The organism is Sphingomonas sp. CFBP 13714 (assembly GCF_014842205.1).
Taxonomy (GTDB): Bacteria; Pseudomonadota; Alphaproteobacteria; order Sphingomonadales; family Sphingomonadaceae; genus Sphingomonas; species Sphingomonas aerolata.
The window spans coordinates 407,427-426,168 of record NZ_JACYVG010000003.1 but is presented as its reverse complement, the minus strand read 5'-3'; the positions used below and the strand labels follow the sequence as shown (position 1 = coordinate 426,168).

General features: G+C 65.7%; 18 protein-coding genes and 1 other annotated feature. Of the genes, 8 read left to right on the top strand and 10 right to left on the bottom strand.

Annotated features, from left to right (window positions below; all coding sequences use genetic code 11):
- Positions 1 to 34: 34 nt before the first annotated feature.
- The 3 genes from IFT54_RS09725 to IFT54_RS09715 are packed head-to-tail and all read right to left on the bottom strand — an operon-like array spanning position 35 to position 2,984.
- Entirely contained in the window at positions 35 to 631 is a 597-nt protein-coding gene (locus IFT54_RS09725; protein WP_209567247.1) for a TadE/TadG family type IV pilus assembly protein, read from the bottom strand.
- A gap of 56 nt (positions 632 to 687) precedes the next feature.
- A complete protein-coding gene (locus tag IFT54_RS09720; protein WP_192070463.1) occupies positions 688 to 1,287 on the bottom strand; it encodes a TadE/TadG family type IV pilus assembly protein in 600 nt (199 codons plus the stop codon).
- Positions 1,284 to 2,984, bottom strand: a complete 1,701-nt coding sequence (locus IFT54_RS09715) for a TadE/TadG family type IV pilus assembly protein (protein WP_183935691.1) — start codon at positions 2,982 to 2,984, stop codon at positions 1,284 to 1,286. The genes IFT54_RS09720 and IFT54_RS09715 overlap by 4 nt, the downstream gene beginning before the upstream one ends.
- 66 nt (positions 2,985 to 3,050) lie before the next feature.
- Between IFT54_RS09715 and IFT54_RS09710 the strand changes: the two genes are divergently transcribed.
- Together IFT54_RS09710 and IFT54_RS09705 are read left to right on the top strand one after the other, a co-directional pair.
- Positions 3,051 to 3,770 (top strand): squalene/phytoene synthase family protein, encoded by a 720-nt coding sequence (locus IFT54_RS09710; protein ID WP_244648771.1) that lies wholly within the window; start codon positions 3,051 to 3,053, stop codon positions 3,768 to 3,770.
- Positions 3,771 to 3,849: 79 nt separating this feature from the next.
- Positions 3,850 to 4,329: an EF-hand domain-containing protein gene (locus IFT54_RS09705; RefSeq protein ID WP_192070462.1), complete on the top strand. Its 480-nt coding sequence runs from the start codon at positions 3,850 to 3,852 to the stop codon at positions 4,327 to 4,329.
- On the opposite strand, the gene trmFO is transcribed toward IFT54_RS09705, so the two are convergent.
- On the bottom strand, positions 4,265 to 5,632 hold the full coding sequence (gene trmFO / locus IFT54_RS09700; protein ID WP_031439904.1) for a methylenetetrahydrofolate--tRNA-(uracil(54)-C(5))-methyltransferase (FADH(2)-oxidizing) TrmFO: 1,368 nt from the start codon (positions 5,630 to 5,632) through the stop codon (positions 4,265 to 4,267). The two genes, IFT54_RS09705 and trmFO, sit on opposite strands and share 65 nt — an antisense overlap.
- Before the next feature lie 58 nt (positions 5,633 to 5,690).
- On the opposite strand from trmFO, the gene IFT54_RS09695 reads away from it, so the two are divergent.
- Both IFT54_RS09695 and IFT54_RS09690 read left to right on the top strand, forming a co-directional pair.
- The gene (locus IFT54_RS09695) at positions 5,691 to 6,122 is read left to right on the top strand and encodes a DUF488 domain-containing protein (protein ID WP_192070461.1); all 432 of its coding nucleotides are present in this window, start codon (positions 5,691 to 5,693) and stop codon (positions 6,120 to 6,122) included.
- Between the two features lie 173 nt (positions 6,123 to 6,295).
- Positions 6,296 to 6,351 (top strand) — a sequence feature (sul1 is cis-regulatory element that is thought to sense ions involved in sulfur or methionine metabolism; They are found in Alphaproteobacteria).
- Positions 6,352 to 6,422: 71 nt separating this feature from the next.
- Positions 6,423 to 7,904, top strand: coding sequence for a SulP family inorganic anion transporter (locus IFT54_RS09690; RefSeq protein WP_166747890.1), 1,482 nt, complete (start codon positions 6,423 to 6,425; stop codon positions 7,902 to 7,904).
- Positions 7,905 to 8,001: 97 nt separating this feature from the next.
- On the opposite strand, the gene IFT54_RS09685 is transcribed toward IFT54_RS09690, so the two are convergent.
- The 4 genes from IFT54_RS09685 to yaaA all read right to left on the bottom strand — a co-directional run bounded on the left by IFT54_RS09685 (position 8,002) and on the right by yaaA (position 12,760).
- Positions 8,002 to 8,352 (bottom strand): DUF952 domain-containing protein, encoded by a 351-nt coding sequence (locus tag IFT54_RS09685; RefSeq protein ID WP_192070460.1) that lies wholly within the window; start codon positions 8,350 to 8,352, stop codon positions 8,002 to 8,004.
- Positions 8,349 to 11,129: a DNA gyrase subunit A gene (gene gyrA, locus IFT54_RS09680; RefSeq protein ID WP_107933066.1), complete on the bottom strand. Its 2,781-nt coding sequence runs from the start codon at positions 11,127 to 11,129 to the stop codon at positions 8,349 to 8,351. The genes IFT54_RS09685 and gyrA overlap by 4 nt, the downstream gene beginning before the upstream one ends.
- A 198-nt stretch (positions 11,130 to 11,327) precedes the next feature.
- The gene (locus IFT54_RS09675) at positions 11,328 to 12,014 is read right to left on the bottom strand and encodes an SDR family NAD(P)-dependent oxidoreductase (RefSeq protein WP_192070459.1); all 687 of its coding nucleotides are present in this window, start codon (positions 12,012 to 12,014) and stop codon (positions 11,328 to 11,330) included.
- Entirely contained in the window at positions 12,011 to 12,760 is a 750-nt protein-coding gene (gene yaaA / locus IFT54_RS09670; RefSeq protein WP_192070458.1) for a peroxide stress protein YaaA, read from the bottom strand. Before yaaA ends, IFT54_RS09675 begins: the two co-directional genes overlap by 4 nt.
- A gap of 163 nt (positions 12,761 to 12,923) precedes the next feature.
- On the opposite strand from yaaA, the gene IFT54_RS09665 reads away from it, so the two are divergent.
- Positions 12,924 to 14,216, top strand: coding sequence for a hypothetical protein (locus IFT54_RS09665; protein ID WP_031439911.1), 1,293 nt, complete (start codon positions 12,924 to 12,926; stop codon positions 14,214 to 14,216).
- A 100-nt stretch (positions 14,217 to 14,316) separates the two neighbouring features.
- Here the strand turns inward: IFT54_RS09665 and IFT54_RS09660 are convergent, their stop codons facing one another.
- Positions 14,317 to 14,784 carry an Lrp/AsnC family transcriptional regulator gene (locus IFT54_RS09660; protein WP_031393257.1) on the bottom strand — a complete coding sequence of 156 codons (468 nt, stop codon included), beginning with the start codon at positions 14,782 to 14,784 and terminating at the stop codon, positions 14,317 to 14,319.
- 237 nt (positions 14,785 to 15,021) lie between these two features.
- On the opposite strand from IFT54_RS09660, the gene IFT54_RS09655 reads away from it, so the two are divergent.
- From IFT54_RS09655 to IFT54_RS09645, 3 genes are read left to right on the top strand one after another with little or no spacing between them, the layout of a single operon-like run.
- The gene (locus tag IFT54_RS09655) at positions 15,022 to 16,797 is read left to right on the top strand and encodes a sensor histidine kinase (RefSeq protein ID WP_192070457.1); all 1,776 of its coding nucleotides are present in this window, start codon (positions 15,022 to 15,024) and stop codon (positions 16,795 to 16,797) included.
- Entirely contained in the window at positions 16,794 to 17,780 is a 987-nt protein-coding gene (locus tag IFT54_RS09650) for a polysaccharide deacetylase family protein (RefSeq protein ID WP_192070456.1), read from the top strand. The genes IFT54_RS09655 and IFT54_RS09650 overlap by 4 nt, the downstream gene beginning before the upstream one ends.
- A gap of 44 nt (positions 17,781 to 17,824) precedes the next feature.
- On the top strand, positions 17,825 to 18,343 hold the full coding sequence (locus tag IFT54_RS09645) for a DNA-3-methyladenine glycosylase I (RefSeq protein WP_197984645.1): 519 nt from the start codon (positions 17,825 to 17,827) through the stop codon (positions 18,341 to 18,343).
- A 22-nt stretch (positions 18,344 to 18,365) separates the two neighbouring features.
- Here IFT54_RS09645 and IFT54_RS09640 read toward each other — a convergent pair whose 3' ends face one another.
- On the bottom strand, positions 18,366 to 18,635 hold the full coding sequence (locus IFT54_RS09640; protein WP_031439915.1) for a hypothetical protein: 270 nt from the start codon (positions 18,633 to 18,635) through the stop codon (positions 18,366 to 18,368).
- Between the last annotated feature and the right edge of the window lie 107 nt (positions 18,636 to 18,742).

Genomic DNA, 18,742 nt, shown 5'->3' with positions numbered 1-18,742 from the left:
TGATCGCTCCGACCGGGTGCACCGGTCGGAGCGATCATGCTGCGTAGGTCGAGCACAAGCTCGGCGTTACTCCCGCAACGGCGGCTAAAGTCTGATCGTTGCGTTCTCGCACATTGTACACCGCTTCGGCGCGCAGGATCGGAGCGCCGAAAAACCGCTGCGAGACGAGCGGCTGATATTTGTAGGTCACCTCGATGAAGATCAGCGCGGTTCCGGCGACCGCCGTAATCTTGCGACTGGCCAGTCCCATATATTGCAGGCTTGCATCGGCCTTGCCCTTGTCCTGCAGGCCATAAGCCGGCTGGGAGGCACTTGTGTTCAGCGCCCCCGTGCACCGCTGCCAACGGATCCACTGTCCCGCCTTCGTGCCGGTCTGACCATTGGGTTCGACGCTCGAAATCACGACGCGGCCGTTATCGGCAAAGTCGATATCGGTCCCTAGCAACTTCGGGCTGAGTAGGACCTCGTTGACATCGGCCTCGTTGATCGAATCCCGCACGCGTGCGACGTTGTCGGACGCGGTCGTGGCGATCTGGTTGACGCGCATCTTGGCGATCGACATGTGCGTCAGTTCGGCACCGGCGAGACCCAGTGTCAGAAGGAACGGCGCAACGATCGCAAATTCGATCATTGCGAGGCCGCGCTTGTCGGCAAGAACCCCTGGCCTTGCGGTGCTGTCGATCCTCGTCATGGCTTGGTACATACGACCGTCGGTGCCGCACGCGAGGTAAAGGGCTGGTTACGTACCAGCGTCGTTTCCGTAACTGTCCGGGTGCGCGTCCAGCCCATCAGCGGTCCGACCGGCGTCAGATTGGGGTATCTCACCGTCGCTGTGTAGAAGATGACGTCGTCCGCGCTACCGACACCGTCATCGCCCGGCGTCGCGTCGTAAATGCCGTTGTTGTTCGCATCTTCGAAACAGTCCCCGAGATTGAACGTGCCGCGCGGGTCCGTGTCCGACGTGATCTTCTCGGGCTTGCCGACATTCGAGAAGTTGTAATAGCGGCGCGTCGACACGGTGACATATTCTGCCGGGATGACGGCGCGGACCTCGGCCTTGATCGTTGCGCTCACGTTGGCGGCGGTCGTGTTGCCGACCGTGGTCAGGCGTGATGCCTTTGCGAGCGCGCCCTGTACCATGGCCTCGACATAATTCTGATACCCGACCTCCAGGATCATCATCAGCAACCCGATCAGCAACGGTACGATCAGGGCGAATTCGACGATCGTTGCGCCCGCGACGTCTGCCGCAATGCGCCGCCTTGCTGGCGCTAATCGCGCGATCACTGGCTCACCCGTAGCGATCCGACCTTGGTGCCGATTTCCTTGAACTTCTGGATGAGCGCGGCGGAGGTGGTGATGCCTGACGCCATGGAAGGCTGTGTCGCGCAATCCCGCATGTCGTTAGTGAGCGTGGTCGAAAACGCAATGACGTACAGCTGGATACCCTGCGCCCTGGCAGCATTGCAGGCCATGCGAAATCGCTGGAGATGGCGCGACAGCTGCGCTGCGGCGAGCTGAGTGGTATTGCCCGTCGTCGTTCCCAGCACGCGCTTGTCGCGCTCCTCCGCGCCATAGGTCGTATAGACGTCCAGGTATGGCGACAGGTCGCCGTCGGTCATGAAGATCATGAACTTCCTGACCGAGAAGCCGCGAAGCTTTCTTGGATTGTCCGGATCGCTCTGATTGTTCGTTTCGGGCGTTGCCGATGCGAAGATGCCGTCCGACGAGATAAACCTGGCGCCCCATATCATGCCGATATCATGATAGGTGCCGCCAAGCGGTTGCAGGTCATTGAGATATTTCATGAAGCCGGCCTTGTCGCCGTAATATTCCTTCAGGCGGCTGGCTTCGCTGGCGCAGTATTTCGGGTCGGTATAGATGGCGCGCCGGTCGGGATCGAATTCCGTCTCGGGCCACCACGGCGCCCAACGGCTGGCGTCCGAGTTCGGCAACCGGTTGATGTCGAGGTCCCACGCGTCCGACGGTGCCGTCGTCAGCGATCCGCCGTCGATCGTCGTGTTGTTGGTCTGGCGCTCCTCGATGCACCCGGCCCATTTCGATGTCGCCGTGCTGGGCGATCCGCCAGGCGTCGGTACCGATGCGCCCGTCTTGAACGTCGCGGTGTTCAGCGTCGCCTGCTGGTAGGTCCAGTAGTTCGAGCAGACCCCCCAATAGCTTGAATAGCTGCCGTCATACGCGTTGCACCAGTTCAGCGAGCTGTAGACAGGTCCGCCGGTCCGGGCCCGCGTCTGATAGGGTGCGCTGTTGCGGATATAGCTCGCATCCTTGGCATAGACGAGCCTGCCGACATTGACCGTCGCGTTATAGGGCACAAAGCCATAGCGAAGCCTAAGGTTGTTGTTGTGCAGCTGGTTCTGTGCAGACTCCAGGGTGTCGTAGAGGGACTCGGACGCATCGCGCAGCGCCTGCATCTTCGATCCGGATTGTTCGATCTCGCCGCAGGCGTCATTGGGGCGGCTCGTCGGGCAGTTCATCGATCCCGACATGTCGAGGACGAGCACGACGTCCGTGCCGACGAAATCCTGCGTCGCCGCGCAGGTGATCGACAGGGGCAAGGTGTTGAACCCGAAGATTTTCATCACGGTGGTCGGTATCGCGGTCGTCGCGGTGATCCGGACGGTACCCACGGCGGGAACGGTGACCACGGGAGTGAACGGGGTCGTGTCGAAGGCCCCGCTGGGGAAGTTGAAGTTAAAATAGTTTCTGGCTTCGGTTTCAACGTCGCTCGTCAGCGTCGGGCCCGCCAGCAGGCGCCGCGCCGCCAGCGAGCCCGCGTCGCAGGCCTGCTGCAGCCGGTCACGCGCGACATAGGCGCGTGACATGTCCAGCCCGGACCCGACCATGGCCAGCAGCGGCATGATCGCGAAGGCGACGATCACCAAAGTGTTGCCTTTGACGTTCCGTCGCAGACGCGCGAGGAACGTCAGCGCTGCAAATTTCGGGGCAATCGTCTTGGCCATGAATGTCCCACTGGATCTTGATCGCGCACCCATGCCCGGCAATCCGGTAAGCCCGGCTCAAGAGATATGGTTAACGTGAGCGGGGGGCGTGCCCTGCGCCGCGTTCGCAGCTATGGCAGCGCGATGGTCGACCCTGCCAACTTACCCAATCCCGAGCGCGCGCTTGCCCTGAGCTACGCCCCCGCCTCGACCCGGCCCGGGCTCGAGGCGCTGTTCGCGCTCGACACGGCGCTCGGCACGATCCTCAAGACGACGCGCGAGCCGATCGTCGGGCAGATGCGGCTGACCTGGTGGTATGAGGCGCTCGGCCGGCTCGATACGGCGCCGCCGCCGGCCGAGCCCGTGTTGCAGGCGCTCGCACACCATGTCGTGCCGCAGGTCGGCGGCGCGACGATCGCGACGATCGCCGAGGGGTGGGAGGCGCTGCTTGAAACGCCGCTCGACGATGCAGCGGTCGAACGCTTTGCCCGCCTGCGCGGCGGGCAGCTGTTCGCGGCGGCGGCATCTTTGCTGGCGGCGTCAGACGATCGCATCGCGGCGGCGGGTGAGGGATGGGCGCTGGCGGATCTGTCGCTGCGGCTGTCGGATCCGGCACGCGCGGCAGGCGTGGCCGCGATGGCGCGCGGGCGGCTCGATACGGCGCTCCACGGCCGCTGGCCACGACGCGCACGATCGCTCGGCGCACTCGCACTGCTTGCGCGGGCCGATCTTTCGGCGCCGGAGCAACCGGCCGGCAGCCCGAAGCGGGTCGGCCGTCTGCTGCTGCACAGACTGGTCGGATACTGACCGGTTCGTTTGAGATCGGCGCGCTGCGAGACTAGCCTTGCGCCTGGACGGGGACGTCCGGGGGCGGGGGAGACCGGGGATGTGGCGATACCTGACGGGTGGCGCGGCGCTGATCGCGCTGATCGGTGCGGCGATACTGGGCTTTGGCGGCAAGGTGCGATCCGGGCCAGTGCTGGCACCACAACCGACCGCGCAGGCGCAGACCCAGGCGGGGGCGGACGGCGGGACCGACCCCTTGCCGCGCACGGCGCCGCGCGCGACCGATGCAACGCGCGAACAGCGGCGATTTCAGCGGTATGATAAGGATCGCGACGGCGCGGTGACGCGCGACGAATATCTGGTCGCGCGGCGCAAGGCCTATACGAAGCTCGACGTTGATGGTGACGGGCGGCTGTCGTTCGACGAATGGGCGGTCAAGGCGACGACCAAGTTCGCCGGTGCGGATGCGGACAAATCGGGCGCGATGACCGCGCCCGAATTCGCCACCACCGCGGTCAGGCGGAAGCCGTCGTCTCGGGCTGCCTGTCCGCCGGTTCCGCCGTCGTCTGAGGAGAGTTGAGCCACGCTGCCAGCGCCGCGCGGCCACGATCGGTGTACATCCGCTTGCGATCGGTCTTCTTCGTCCGGCCGGGGATCGGCGGGAACAGCCCGAAATTGACGTTCATCGGCTGATAGGTCTCGGCCTCTGCGCCACCGGTGATATGGCCGAGCAACGCGCCGAGCGCGGTCGCAAAGGGCGGCGGCGTCAGCGTCTGGCCGGTCAGCTCGGCGGCGGCGAACCGGCCCGCGAGCAGGCCGATGCCGCAGCTCTCGATATAACCCTCGCAGCCCGTGATCTGCCCGGCGAAGCGGATGTTCGGCCGCGATTTCAGCCGCAGCGTCGCGTCGAGCAGCTCGGGCGATCGGATGAAGGTGTTGCGGTGCAGGCCACCCAGCCGGGCGAACTCGGCATTCTCCAGGCCCGGGATGGTCCGGAACAGCCGGACCTGATCGGCATGCTTCAGCTTGGTCTGGAAGCCGACGATGTTCCAAAGCGTCCCCTGCGCATTGTCCTGGCGGAGCTGGACGACAGCATAGGGCCAGCGCCCGGTCTTGGGGTTGTCGAGCCCGACGGGCTTCATCGGGCCATAGCGCAGCGTGTCGACGCCGCGCTCCGCCATCACCTCGATTGGCATGCAGCCATCGAAATAGGGCGTGTCCTTCTCCCAGTCCTTGAACGGCGTCTTCTCACCGTCGACCAGGCCCTGATGGAAGGCGAGATACTGGTCCTTGTCCATCGGGCAGTTGATGTAGTCCTTGCCCTCTCCCTTGTCCCAGCGCGAGGCGAACCACGCGGTCTCCATGTCGATCGAGTCGCGGTGGACGATCGGCGCGAGCGCGTCGAAGAAGGCGAGCGCCTCGCGGCCGGTCTCGGCGCCAATCCCGGCCGCGAGCGAGGCGGCGGTGAGCGGGCCGGTGGCGATGATCGTCGGGCCGTCGGGCAGCGCGTCGATGCGTTCGCGGACCAAAGTGATGTTCGGATGCTGGTCGATCGCCTCCGTCACGCTGTTCGAGAAATTGTCGCGGTCGACCGCGAGCGCGGAGCCGGCGGGGACGCGGTGGATATCGGCCTGGCGCATGATCAGCGAGCCGAGCGTGCGGAGTTCCTGGTGGAGCAGGCCGACCGCGTTGCTCTCGGCATCGTCCGAGCGGAAGCTGTTCGAACAGACGAGTTCGGCGAGGCCGTCGGTCTGGTGCGCGGGCGTGGCTTCGCCGCTGCCGCGCATTTCGGAGAGGCGGACCTTGAGGCCGGCTTCGGCGAGCTGCCAGGCGGCTTCGGATCCGGCGAGGCCGCCGCCGATAACATGGATGTCGTGGGTCATGGCCGTCAGATAGCGCCGGACGCTTGCCGTGTCAGCGGTCCAATCCCACTTCGTCCGCATGAAGATCTTCACGATCGGCTATGAAGCCACCACGATGACGGACTTTCTCGCGGCGCTGACGCAGGCCGGGGTCGAGCGGGTGATCGACGTCCGCGCGCTGCCGCTGTCGCGTCGGCCGGGATTCTCGAAGACGTCGCTTGCGGCGTCGTTGCACGAGGCGGGGATCGATTACACGCATCTGAAGGCGCTCGGGACGCCGAAGCGCGGGCGCGATGCAGCGAAGAAGGGTGACGTGGCGACACTGACCGCGGTGTATGACGAACAGCTCGAATTGCCCGAGGCTCAGGCGCAGGCGGCGATCATGCTCGCGCTCGCGGCGGAGAAGCCGAGCGCGCTGCTGTGTTACGAGCGCGACCCCTGCCATTGCCACCGAACCCTGTTGTTGCAGGCGGTGGGCGAGGGGGCCGAGGTGGTGGACCTGTTTACGTGATTTTCGACGGGCTTGACCCTCCGTCATCCTGACGAAAGTCAGGATCCAGAGCCACGAACGGTGAACTTCAGTAACTCTGGATCCTGACTTTCGTCAGGATGACGGGGTTGTGGAGGAAGCGTGGCAGACCGTGTTGCAATGCAGCACCTGATCCGCTAGCAGGCCCGCATTCGCTTGGACCCGGTGCAATTCCGGGTGGCTATTCCGGCCGCCGATCCGCCGGACAACGCAACGACGCCATTGTGAACACCCGCGACCGAAAGCGTCGCCGCGGTTCGTGCGTCCTATGCGGACACATCCATGACAATTTCTGCTTTTTCTCGTTACCGCGCCGAGTGGTATAGCGGCCCGACGGCCGCGCGGCGTGACATTCTCGCCGGCATGGTGGGTACTTTCGCGCTGATCCCCGAGGTCATCGCCTTTTCCTTCGTCGCCGGCATCGATCCCGAGGTCGGCCTGTTCGCCTCGTTCGTGATCGGCATCGTCATCGCCTTTGCGGGCGGTCGCCCCGCGATGATATCGGGGGCTGCGGGGTCCGTCGCGCTGGTCGCCGCCGCGCTCGTTCATGCGCACGGGCTTCAATATCTCCTCGTCGCGACGATCCTTGCGGGCATGCTGCAGATCGCGTTCGGGCTCGCCAAGCTCGACGTGCTGATGCGGTTCGTCTCGCGCTCGGTGCATGCGGGGTTCGTCAACGCACTCGCGATCCTGATCTTCTCAGCGCAGGTGCCGCAGATGGTGGGGGTCAGCTGGCAGGCCTATGCGATGATCGCGGGCGGGCTTGCGATCATCTACCTCGTGCCGCGGATCTCGAGTGCGATCCCGTCGCCGCTGATCTGCATCGTCGTGCTGACCGCAATCGCGATGTGGTTTCCGATGCCGCTGAAGACGGTCGGCGATCTCGGGCGGCTGCCCGATTCGCTGCCGTCGTTCGGCTTGCCCGACGTGCCGCTCAGCTGGGATACGCTGCGCATCGTTGCCCCTTATGCGCTTGCGATGGCGGCGGTTGGGCTGCTCGAATCGATGATGACCGCGAATGTCGTCGACGAGCTGACCGAGACGCGCAGCTCGAAGGCGCGCGAATGCACCGGGCTCGGGCTCGCCAACATCGCCGCGGGCGCGTTCGGCGGGATCGCCGGGTGCGGTATGATCGGCCAGACGGTCGGCAATGTCCGCTATGGCGGCACCGGACGGCTGTCGACGATGGTCGCGGGCGTGTTCCTGCTCGTGGTGATGGTGCCGTTGCGTCCTTGGGTCGCACAGGTGCCGGTCGCGGCCCTGGTCGCGATCATGATTATGGTGTCGATCAGCACCTTCTCCTGGGGGTCGCTGCGCGATCTGGTGCGGCATCCCAAGGTGTCTAGCGTCGTGATGCTGGCGACGGTCGTTGTCACCGTCGCGACCCACGACCTGTCACTCGGCGTCGGGGTCGGCGTGCTGCTGAGCGGCGTGTTCTTCGCGTGGAAGGTCACGCGGATGATGGACGTGGCGGTCGAGTACGACGCGGCGAGCGATACGCGCATCTACAGCGTGACGGGGCAGGTGTTCTTTGCCAGCGCGGATATCTTCGCGGACCGGTTCGACCTGCGCGAGGAGGCCAAGCATGTGCGGATCGACCTGACGGGCGCGCATCTCTGGGACGTCACCGCGGTCGGCGTGCTCGACGATGTGGTCGCCAAGCTGCGGCGGCATGGTGCGGTGGTCGAGGTCGTCGGGCTGAACCAGGCAAGTGCGGTGCTGGTCGACCGGCATGCACCGTTGATGCGCGATCTGGCGGCGTGATCGGGTAGCGGGGGGCGGATAAACGACGGGCGTCGTTGCCCCCCTCCGTCAGGCTTTGCCTGCCACCTCCCCCTTGCGGGAGAGGGTGGTCAGGGCTTTAGCCGGCTACGGGCAGCTTAACCTGGCCGGCATCGTCGCGTTCGAGCGGGCCGTAGGATAGCACCGTCTCGAGTAGCAGCGGGCCATTATAGATGTGCGGGAAGAGCTGGCCGCCGCGCGACTCTTCCCATGTCACGTCGTCGCCGATCGCTTCGAGATCGACTGCGGCGACGTACAGGTCGGACTGACCGGCGAAATGCTTGTCGACCGTTTCGGTCAGCTGGTCGGCGGTCGAGAGATGGATATACCCATCTGCCAGATCGACCGGCGCCCCGGCGAAGCTGCCGCTTTCCAGCGATGCCAGTTGCTCGCCCGTCAGCACCTTGTAGGCGATAGGGCCGCGGCTCATTCGCCGTCCCCCTGGCCTTCGGTCGGATCGCCCGCCGCCGTGTCCTCGCCGATCGTCGCGCCGGTGTCGGGCGCCAGCTCTGGCGTTGCGTCGGCCAGGTTCACTTCGGCGTCTTCCTCGGTCTCCTCGATCCGCGCGGCCGAGACCACATGCTCGCCCTTCGCCACGTCGAACAGCTTCACGCCCGCCGAGTTGCGGCTGATGACGCGCAGCGACGCGAGCGTCGTGCGGATCAGCTTGGCCTGGTTGGTCACCAGCATCAGCTGATGGCCCTTGGCCGCAGCAAAGCTCGCCACAACCGGACCGTTACGGCCGATATTGTCGATGTTGGTGATGCCCTGACCACCGCGGCCCGTGCGGCGATAGTCGTACGCGCTCGACAGCTTGCCATAGCCGTTCTCGCAGACCGTCAGGATGAACTGCTCGCGATCCTTGAGATCGTTGTAGCGCTCGTCGCCCATCCCGTGATCGCCCTCGCGTTCGCCCTTCCAGGGGGCGAATTTGAGGTACGTCTCGCGTTCTTCCGGAGTCGCGCCGACGCGGTGAAGGACCGACAGCGAGATGACCTCGTCGTCGCCCTTGAGCGTCACGCCGCGCACGCCGGTCGAGGTGCGGCTCTGGAACTCGCGGACGTCGTCGCCGGCAAAGCGGATCGCTTTTCCGAGCCGCGTCGCGAGCAGGACATCGTCATGCTCGGTGAGCAGCGCGACGCCGATCAGCTTGTCCTCGGAGCCTTCTTCGAAACGCATCGCGATCTTGCCGTTCGACGGCACGTTGGTGAACGCGTCCATCGCGTTGCGGCGCACCAGCCCGCGCTGCGTCGCGAACATCACGTGCAGACGGCTCCACTCGCTCAGATCCTCGGGCAACGGGAGCACGGTCGAGATCGTCTCGCCCGGCGCCAGCGGCAGCAGGTTGATCATCGGGCGCCCTCGGGTTGCTGGGCCACCCTCGGGCAGGCGCCAGACCTTGTAGCGATAGACCTTGCCGAGGTTCGAGAAGAACAGCACCGGCGTGTGCGTCGACGTGACGAACAGCTCGGTGACGACATCCTCGTCCTTGGTCGACATGCCCGCACGGCCCTTGCCGCCACGTGCCTGCGCACGGAACGTGTCGAGGCTGGTGCGCTTGATATAGCCCTGCATGGTCACGGTGACGACCATGTCCTCGCGCTCGATCAGATCCTCGTCGTCGATGCCGTTGGCGGCCGCGGCGATCTCGGACCGGCGCGGGGTCGCGAATTCGTCGCGGATCGCGATCAGCTCGCCGCGCATCACTTCGTACAGCTTGGCGCGATCGGCGAGGATGTGGAGCAGCTCGGCGATCGAGGCCGCGAGCGTCTTGAGTTCGTCGCCGATCTCGTCGCGACCCAGCGCGGTGAGGCGGTGGAGACGGAGGTCGAGGATCGCGCGGACCTGCGGCTCGGACAGCTTGTAGATGCCCTCCTGCTGCTTGTCCTCGACTGCCTCGACGAGCGCGATGTACGGCGCGATCTCGGCGACCGGCCACTCGCGTGCGAGCAATTTACCGCGGGCTTCGGCGGGGCTCGACGATCCGCGGATGATGCGGACGACTTCGTCGAGATTGGTGACCGCGATGACGAGGCCGAGCAACAGATGCGCGCGCTCGCGAGCCTTGGCGAGCTCGAACTTCGAGCGGCGGGTGATGACCTGCTCGCGGAAGGTGATGAACGCGCCGATGATGTCGCGCAGGTTCAGCAGCTCGGGGCGGCCGCCGCGGATCGCGAGCATGTTGGCGGGGAAGCTCGACTGCGCGGGGGTGTGCCGCCAGAGCTGGTTGAGCACGACGTCGGGGGTCGCGTCGCGCTTCAGGTCGATGACGATCCGCACGCCCATGCGGCTCGATTCGTCGCGAATGTCGCTGACGCCCTCGATGCGCTTGTCCTTGGCGGCTTCGGCGATCTTCTCGACCAGGCCGTTCTTGCCGGTCTGGAACGGGATCTCGGTCAGGACGATCGAGCGGCGATCGCCCTTGCCCTCTTCGACGACGTGGCGCGAACGGACGATGATCGAGCCGCGGCCGGTCTCGTAGGCGGACTTGGCGCCCGCACGGCCGAGGATGATCGCGCCGGTCGGGAAGTCGGGCCCGGGGACGATCTCGAACAGTTCCTCGGTCGTGATCGCGCCATTGTCCATATAGGCAAGGCACGCGGCGATCACTTCGCCGAGATTGTGCGGCGGGATGTTGGTCGCCATGCCGACCGCGATGCCGCCGGCGCCGTTGACGAGCAAATTGGGGAAGCGCGCCGGCAGCACCGACGGCTCGCGCTCCGACCCGTCATAGTTGGGCGTGAAGTCGACCGTATCCTTGTCGAGATCGCCGAGCAGCGCGTTGGCGACCTTGCCGAGGCGGGCCTCGGTGTAGCGCATCGCTGCGGGCGGATCGGGATCCATCGAGCCGAAGTTGCCCTGACCATCGATCAGCGGCACGCGCATCGACCAGTCCTGGGTCATGCGGGCCAAGGCGTCGTAGATCGAGCTGTCGCCGTGCGGGTGATATTTACCCATCACGTCACCGACGATACGCGCCGACTTGCGATAGGGCTTGCCCGCGACGAAGCCGCTCTCGTGCGCGCCATAAAGGATGCGGCGATGAACGGGTTTCAGGCCGTCGCGGACGTCGGGGAGCGCGCGCGCGACGATCACGCTCATCGCATAGTCGAGATAGCTCGACTTCATCTCGTCGACGATCGAGATGGTGGCAATGCCGGCTGGCTCGCCGCCGGTGGGTTCGGCGAGCATGGTCTCGTCGGTCAAATCTGAAGGCTTTCGGCTTGTTTCGGTACGATGACACACCTTAGCCGAGGGGGGACCACCTTACTACCCCCGCGCACGCGTACGCGCGGGGAGAGGAGAGGTTTCATCGGTATGTGCGAGCGGTTGCCGGTTGTCGGCACGATGCGTTTTACCAGCTTTCGCCGGGGTGACGGACTTCAGGGCGGGCGAAGGCCCGGGTCAGGGGGTAATCTCGACCCCGTCCCAGGCGAACAACTTCCCGCTGTCGGGCGCGCGGAGGCCGTCGATCACGTCGAGCAGCTGGACCGCCGCCCGGTCCGGCTTGAACAGCGTGCCGGGCGTCACATTGCCCTGGAACGGCTGCGACAGGCCGGTGTCGACCGTGCCCGGATGAAGCCCGACGACGATGCCGCTCGAATTGCGCCGCTTGTCCTCGATCGCAATCGTCCGGACGAGCTGGTTGAGCGCCGCCTTCGACGCGCGATAGCCGTACCAGCCGCCGAGCTTGTTGTCGCCGATGCTCCCGACCCGCGCCGAGAGCACCGCGAACACGATCCGCCCCGCCTTGGGCATCGTCGGCAGGAAATGCTTGGCGACCAAAGCGGGACCGATCGCGTTGATCGCGAAGTTGCGCGCCATCCATGCCGGATCGAGATCGCGCATCGCCTTTTCAGGCCCCTTGTCGCCCGCATGGAGCAGGCCCGTCGCTACGATCACGAGCGTCGGCGATCCGACCTTCGTTGCAGCCGCGACAATGCTCGCTTCATCCTCCAGGTCCAGATGGCGATCACCATCGGCCGACCGCGAGAAGCCGTGGACGGCATCGAATGTGCCCTCGTCGCGCAGCGCCTCTTCCAGCGCTTTGCCGATCCCGCCCGAGGCGCCGATGACGACAGCGCTGCTCATCGGCGAACGAACCGCCACTGCGCGTCGGTACTGCCAGCCGCGTCATAGGCATACCCGTCGGTGTCGAAGCCCTTCATCCCCTCGATATCGTCGATGCGGTGCTCGAGCATCCAGCGCGCCGCCATCCCGCGCGCCTTTTTGGCGTGGAAGCTGACGAATTTCTGGGCCTCCCCCTCGCGGAAATCGAACGCGACGACGCGGATCCCGGCAGGCAGCTTGCCATCGGCTGCCGCCCAATATTCCTGGCTGGCGAGATTGAGGATCGTCCCGGAGCCTTCGGCCGCGACGTCTTCGGCCAGAAGCTTTGCGATCCGGTCGCGCCACCAGTCGGTCAGCTTCTTCTGACGGGGCGCCCAGCGCGTCCCCATTTCGAGCCGATAGGGGCGCATCGCGTCGAGCGGACGGAGCAAGCCGTAGAGACCCGACAGCATGCGCAGATGATCCTGCGCATAGTCCACCGCCGCCTCGTCGAGCGTCTTTGCATCAAGCCCGATATAGACGTCGCCCGCGAACGCGAACAGCGCGGGGCGTTCGGGCAGCGTGTCGAAATCACCGAACCGGTCGGCATTGAGCTTCGCGAGCGCCGGCGAGATGTGCATCAGCTCGCTCAGCCGCTTCTGCGTCAGATGCGCCGCCGCATGCGCGAGCGTCGTCGCCTCGTCGGCGAACCGCGGCCGGGTGGGGGTGACGGGGGGCAGGGCGGTCTCATAGTCGAGCGTCTTGGCGGGCGAGAGGACGGCGATCATGCGGGTCACCTAGCCGTGCAACCCGGCGCGTTCAATCGGCGTTCAGTGCGCGAGACACATAAGGCGTGTCTTCACCCTGATTCCCGCTGCTTGCTTGAACGCAATCGGCCACACCCATATAGCGTCGCGCCAAGTCGCAGATACGCACGAGGAGAGTTCCCGCATGAAGACCATTTCGAAACTCGCACTGGCCGCGGTGCTCGCCACCGGGGTGAGCGGCATGGCACTTAGCGTTCCGGCCATGGCCAAGGACAAGAAGGAAGAGGCCAAGGGCGGTCTCAAGCTGAGCCCCGAGGTCCTGAAGGCTGCGCAGGTCGCACAGCCCGCGATCGCTGCGAAGGATTTCGCCACCGCAGAGCCCGCGCTCGCGCAGATCGACGCAGCCGCGAAGACCGACGACGACAAATATATCGGCGCCGCGCTGCGCTATGATCTGGAACAGCAGAAGCTGGCTGCCGCACAGGCCGCCAACCCCAATGCTCCGATCAACGAGACGGTCCTGGCGGGGCCGCTCGACGTGCTGATCGCCAATCCGAGCACGCCTGCCGACATGCGCGGGCGCTACACCTATCGTCGCGGCGCGCTCGCGTTCAATGGCAAGCAGTATCCGGTCGCGATCCAGTATTTCCAGAAGGCCAAGGCGCTCGGCTTCACCGATCCCAACCTCGATCTCCAGATCGTCAAGGCGAAGATGGAAAGCGGCGACGTGAAGAGCGGCCTCGCCGATCTCGACGCGTCGGTGACGGCATCGACCGCGGCCGGTCAGAAGGCACCCGAGGACTTCTATCGCTATGCGATCAGCAAGGCCAATGCCGCCAAGCTGAAGCCCGAGACGTTCGCCTGGTTGCAGAAATACGCGGTCGCCTATCCGTCGCCCAAGACGTGGCGCGACGTGATCGTGACGTTCGGTCTTCAGCAGAACGGCGTCGTCACGCTCGACGAGACGCAGAAGATCGACCTGTTCCGGCTGATGCGCCAGACCAAGTCGCTGGCCGATCAGAACGACTATCTTGAATATGCCGACAGCGTGAACCGTCGCGGTCTGCCGAGCGAGGCGCAGGCCGTGCTCAAGGAAGGCATGGCTGCGGGCAAGATCCCTGCGACCAACACCATGGCGAAGACCCTGCTGGCGGATACCGGCACGGCGATCCGCAATGACGGACCGTTGTCCGGGCTCGAGAAGAAGGCCGCGAGCAATGCCGATGGCAAGCTGGCTGCCGGCACCGCTGATGCCTATCTCGGTCAGGATAACTACGCCAAGGCGATCGAGCTTTATCGCCTTGCGCTCAGCAAGGGCGGCGTGAATGCCGATGACGTCAACCTGCATCTCGGCATCGCGCAGGCGAAGTCGGGCGACAAGGCTGGTGCGGCGACCTCGTTCGCGGCCGTGAAGACCACGCCGCGTCTGGAGACGGCGCAGCTCTGGACGGCCTGGATGAACGCTCCCGCCGCCTGAGCGGGTGGCAGGAATGGAAAAGGGGGCGGCAGCGATGCCGTCCCCTTTTTTTGTGCCCCGCGTCGGAGGGGGCGCCGCGGATGCGGCGTTGGGCTTGAGCCTAGTCGAGCGTGACGGGAATGCCGGACAGCGCCTTGGCGGTGCGGATCGTCAGCGAGGTCTTCACGCTGGCGACATTGGGGGCAGGGGTCAGGTGCGTGGTCAGGATTTCCTGGAAGCTCTTCAGGTCGGCGGCGACGATCTTCAGGATGAAGTCGATCTCGCCGTTGAGCATGTGGCACTCGCGGATCTCGGGGATGTCGGCGATGTGCGTTTCGAACGCGGCGAGGTCATGCTCGGCCTGGCTGCGCAGACTGACCATCGCGAAGACGGTGATCGGGAAGCCAAGGCGGCCGGCGTCGAGATCGGCATGATAGCCGCGGATCGCGCCCGCTTCCTCCAGCGCGCGGACGCGGCGCAGGCATGGCGGCGCGGTCAGCCCGACCTGGTCTGCGAGGTCGACATTGGTCATCCGACCGTCGGCCTGCAGAAGCGACAGGATCTGACGATCGATCCGGTCAAAACTCATTACGTGTAACTCCCATGAAACGCGTCAAACACGGCGATCGACCCTCCATAGCGATAAGATTGTTGCGGCGAAACGCAATTGTCCCACATCGCCAAGGCATAACCATGCACGCCAATTCTGTTGTTCCTTCCAAGGCCGCCTCAGGGTATGACACCTTGATGACGCAGGCGGTGCAGCGTCCATTCGGGGAACTCCGTGCGCTTCGACGACAGCCTGAAGACCGTGCTATCCGCCGATATGGCCACGGATTTCGGTGCTCAATCGGCGTGGCGTCAGATGGTCGACCTGATCGGACGCGGACGCAGCCCGGCCGATGCTGAGTCGCTGTCCCGGTTGGAGGCGCTGCGCAAGCTGGTCCCAGAGACGGTTCGCGCGGCAAGCGCGCGCGCGCTGGCATTCGCGAAGCCCGATGTCGCACTGGTAGGGTTTTTTGCCGAAGACACCTTGGCGATCGCCGCCCCCGTGTTGCGGACCGCGATGCTGCCTGCGGATGACTGGCTTGCTCTGCTGCCTCAGTTGACCCCGGCGGGCCGATCCGTTCTGCGGCATCGGAAAGATCTGCCCGACCCCGTCTGTCGCGGTCTTGAGAGTTTCGGATCGACCGATTTCGTCCTTGCGCATCATCCGGCGCCGTCCGACGTTGCTCCCGTAATCAACCCCGGCGGGCAAGCGGAGACTCCGGCCGATGACGCCGTGCCTGCACCGGTCGTCGAGGCTCCAGCGGTATCGCCGTCCTGTCCGACCATGCCGCACACCGCGTCGCCCTTTGTCACGCTCGGCGCGATTACGCGCGGTCTGCCAGTCGTGGCCGAAGCGCTGCGTCACGCGGCGGTACCGGCGACCGACGCCGCGCCCGAGCCCGTCGTGAAGCCCGAGCGGTTCGAGATTTCTGACCTCGTCAAACGAATCGACGCGTTCAATCGCGATCGGATCGTGCCTGACGCGACGGACTTTGCCGCGGAGGTTGCCGACAGCTTCCGCTACGAAACCGATCCGACGGGCGTGATCCGCTGGGTCGACGGCGTGTCGCGCACGGCGCTGGTCGGCGCCTCGCTGGCCTATGCCGCCGTTCAGGGTGAGGTTCAGATCGACGGAGTCGCGGCAGGCGCCTACCGGCGGCGCTCCGCCTTCGACGCGGCGCGGCTCCAGATCGGCGGTTTGTCGAGCGCTGCCGGTGCATGGCGTATTTCGGGTGTTCCGGCCTTCGATCCCGCATCGGGGCGGTTTACCGGGTTTCGCGGCACCGCCCGCCGGCCGCGCCGCGACGAGGTCGCGTCGCTCGGGGAGCCATTGGCCGCGCCCAAGTCGCCGGTTTCCGATTCGTTGCGGCAACTGGTGCACGAGTTGCGCACGCCGACCAATGCGATTGCGGGCTTCGCCGAACTGATCGAGACCGAATTGCTCGGCCCGGTCCCTGCAACCTATCGCGAACGCGCGGCAATGATCCGGAGCCAGGCGTCCGAACTGCTTGCCGCGATTGAGGATCTGGATACCGCGGCACGGATCGAAGGCGATGCGCTCGAGCTGCGCCCGACGATCGTGCCCGTCCTGCCGTTGCTCGACGGCGTGGTGCGTGACCTCGCGCCGCTGGCAGCGTTGCGCGGCGCCCAGGTCGTCATCGATCCGTCGGCGGCCCATTGCGACATCGCCGGTGACGACCTTGCGGTCGAACGGCTGGTGGGGCGCCTGCTGGCGACCCTCGTATCGGCCTGCAGCGCGGACGAGATGCTGATGGTCGCGGTCCTGTGCTGCGGCGATACGGTGGCGCTGCGCTTTGACCGGCCTCGCGCGATGGCGGTGCACGACACGAACATCCTGCTGAGCATCGACAACGACCGCGGTCACGAGCGCGATGGCGCCCCGTTGCTGGGTACCGGATTTGCGCTGCGGCTGGCGCAGAATTTTGCGGTCGAACTGGGTGGGCACATGGCGTTCGAGGCCGAACACATCATCCTCACGCTACCTGCCGTCGCGGCCGAACGGATGGAGCGCGTTCTCGACCGGTTTCGGTGAACGACGCGCGGTACAGGCTGGCTTCACCGACGGACCCCACCGTCTGGCGTCCGGGTTTTGGACCGCGCTACACGCTGTTCGTCGATGTCGAGGAGCAGTTCGACTGGAACGCGCCATTCGAGCGCTCGGGACATTCGACGAGTGCGATGACGGCATTCCCCGAGGCGCATGCGCGGTTCCGCGAGCAGGGCGTCGCGCTGACCTGTCTGGTCGATTATCCGATCGTCGACGATCCCGCCGCCGTCGAGATCCTGCGCGACGTGGTTGCCGATGGCCGGTCGGAGATCGGCGCGCAGTTGCACCCCTGGGTCAACCCGCCCTTTGGAGAGCAGCTGACCCCAGCGATGAGCTTTGCGGGCAATCTTCCCGAAGGCCTCGAAGCCGCGAAGCTCCGCTTTCTCACCGACGCGATTGCCACGGCGTTCGGTCGACGCCCGCGCGCGTATCGCGCCGGTCGCTACGGGGTCGGCCGGGACACGTTCGCGACGCTCACGGCGCTCGGCTACCGCGTCGATAGCTCTGTCCGGCCCGGCTATGACTATTCAGCCGAGGGCGGGCCCGACTTTTCATCGAGCGACCCGCGTCCCTGCCGCCGGGGCGCGCTTCTCAGCGTGCCGTTGTCGACGCTGTATGTCGGCGCGCTGCGTGGTCACGGTGCGGGACTGTATCGCGCGCTGGGGCGAGTGCCCTATGCGCGCGGTGTCGCGTCGCGACTGGGCCTGTTGTCGCGGATTGCTTTGACGCCAGAGGATATGCCGATCGGCGCCGCGCTGGAGGCGGTGACGATCGCGGTGGGCGAGGGGGTAGAATTGCTCAACTTCGCGTTCCATTCGCCGTCGCTCGTCCCCGGCAACACGCCGTATGTCCGCGACGCCGCCGATCTGCGCGCGTTCCATGACTGGTGGTCGGCGATGCTGACCCGGCTCGACCGGTTGGGCGTGCGCAATGCGTCGCTCGACGAAATCCTGGAGAATGCCCTGTGACGACGCACCCTTCGCGCTGTGGCTGGGCGGGGCACGATCCGCTTATGTGCGCCTATCACGACACCGACTGGGGCGTTCCCGAACGCGACGGATGCGCGCTGTGGGAAAAGCTGATGCTCGACGGCTTCCAGGCGGGACTCGCCTGGATCACCGTGTTGCGCAAGCGCGAGGCGTTTCGCGCCGCCTTTGCCGGGTTCGACCCGGAACAGGTCGCGCGCTTCGACGAGGCGGACATCGCCCGGCTGATGGGGAACGCCGGCATCATCCGGTCGCGGGCCAAGATCGAGTCGACGATCGGCGGCGCGCGCGCGGTCCTCGCGATGCGCGAGGCGGGTCTGGATTTCGCGACCTATTGCTGGTCGTTTACCGATGGCGCGGTGTTGCTCGGCGACGGTGCAAAGCTGGTCACGCAATCGGCATTGTCGGCCCAAATCGCAGCCGATCTCAAGAGTCGTGGGTTCAAGTTCGTCGGTCCGACGATCGTCTATGCCTGGATGCAGGCGGTAGGCATCGTCAACGACCATGAAGCGACGTGCTTCCGACGCGCGGAGCTCGGCGGCTAGAACGCGACAGCTCGGCGCGTGGTCAGAACGCGCGCCGGTGCTTTCCGCCATAGCGACGGCCGATATAGTCGCCGATATGCGCGACCTCGATCGCCGCTTCGCGCACTGCGCCGTTCTGGCAAGGCATCGGGTCGCTGGCCGGTTCGGCGGCGCGGCGCTGGACCGTGGCGCAAAGCTCCTCGATGTCGGCGCGCGACAGGATGTTCTTCTCGCGCAACAGGCAGATCAGGCTTTGCAGGATGACGAGGTTCTTGTCCTCGGGATCGGCTTCGAGCCGTAGCGGCGTCGTCACTGTCTCTCTCCTTATGTTTATCCGGTGATGATATGCTCATGGGGTTCAGGCGCAAGGATTGATTTTCGCTGTGTTGCAAAGGCTTGCCGGTAACGGGTGACGCATCG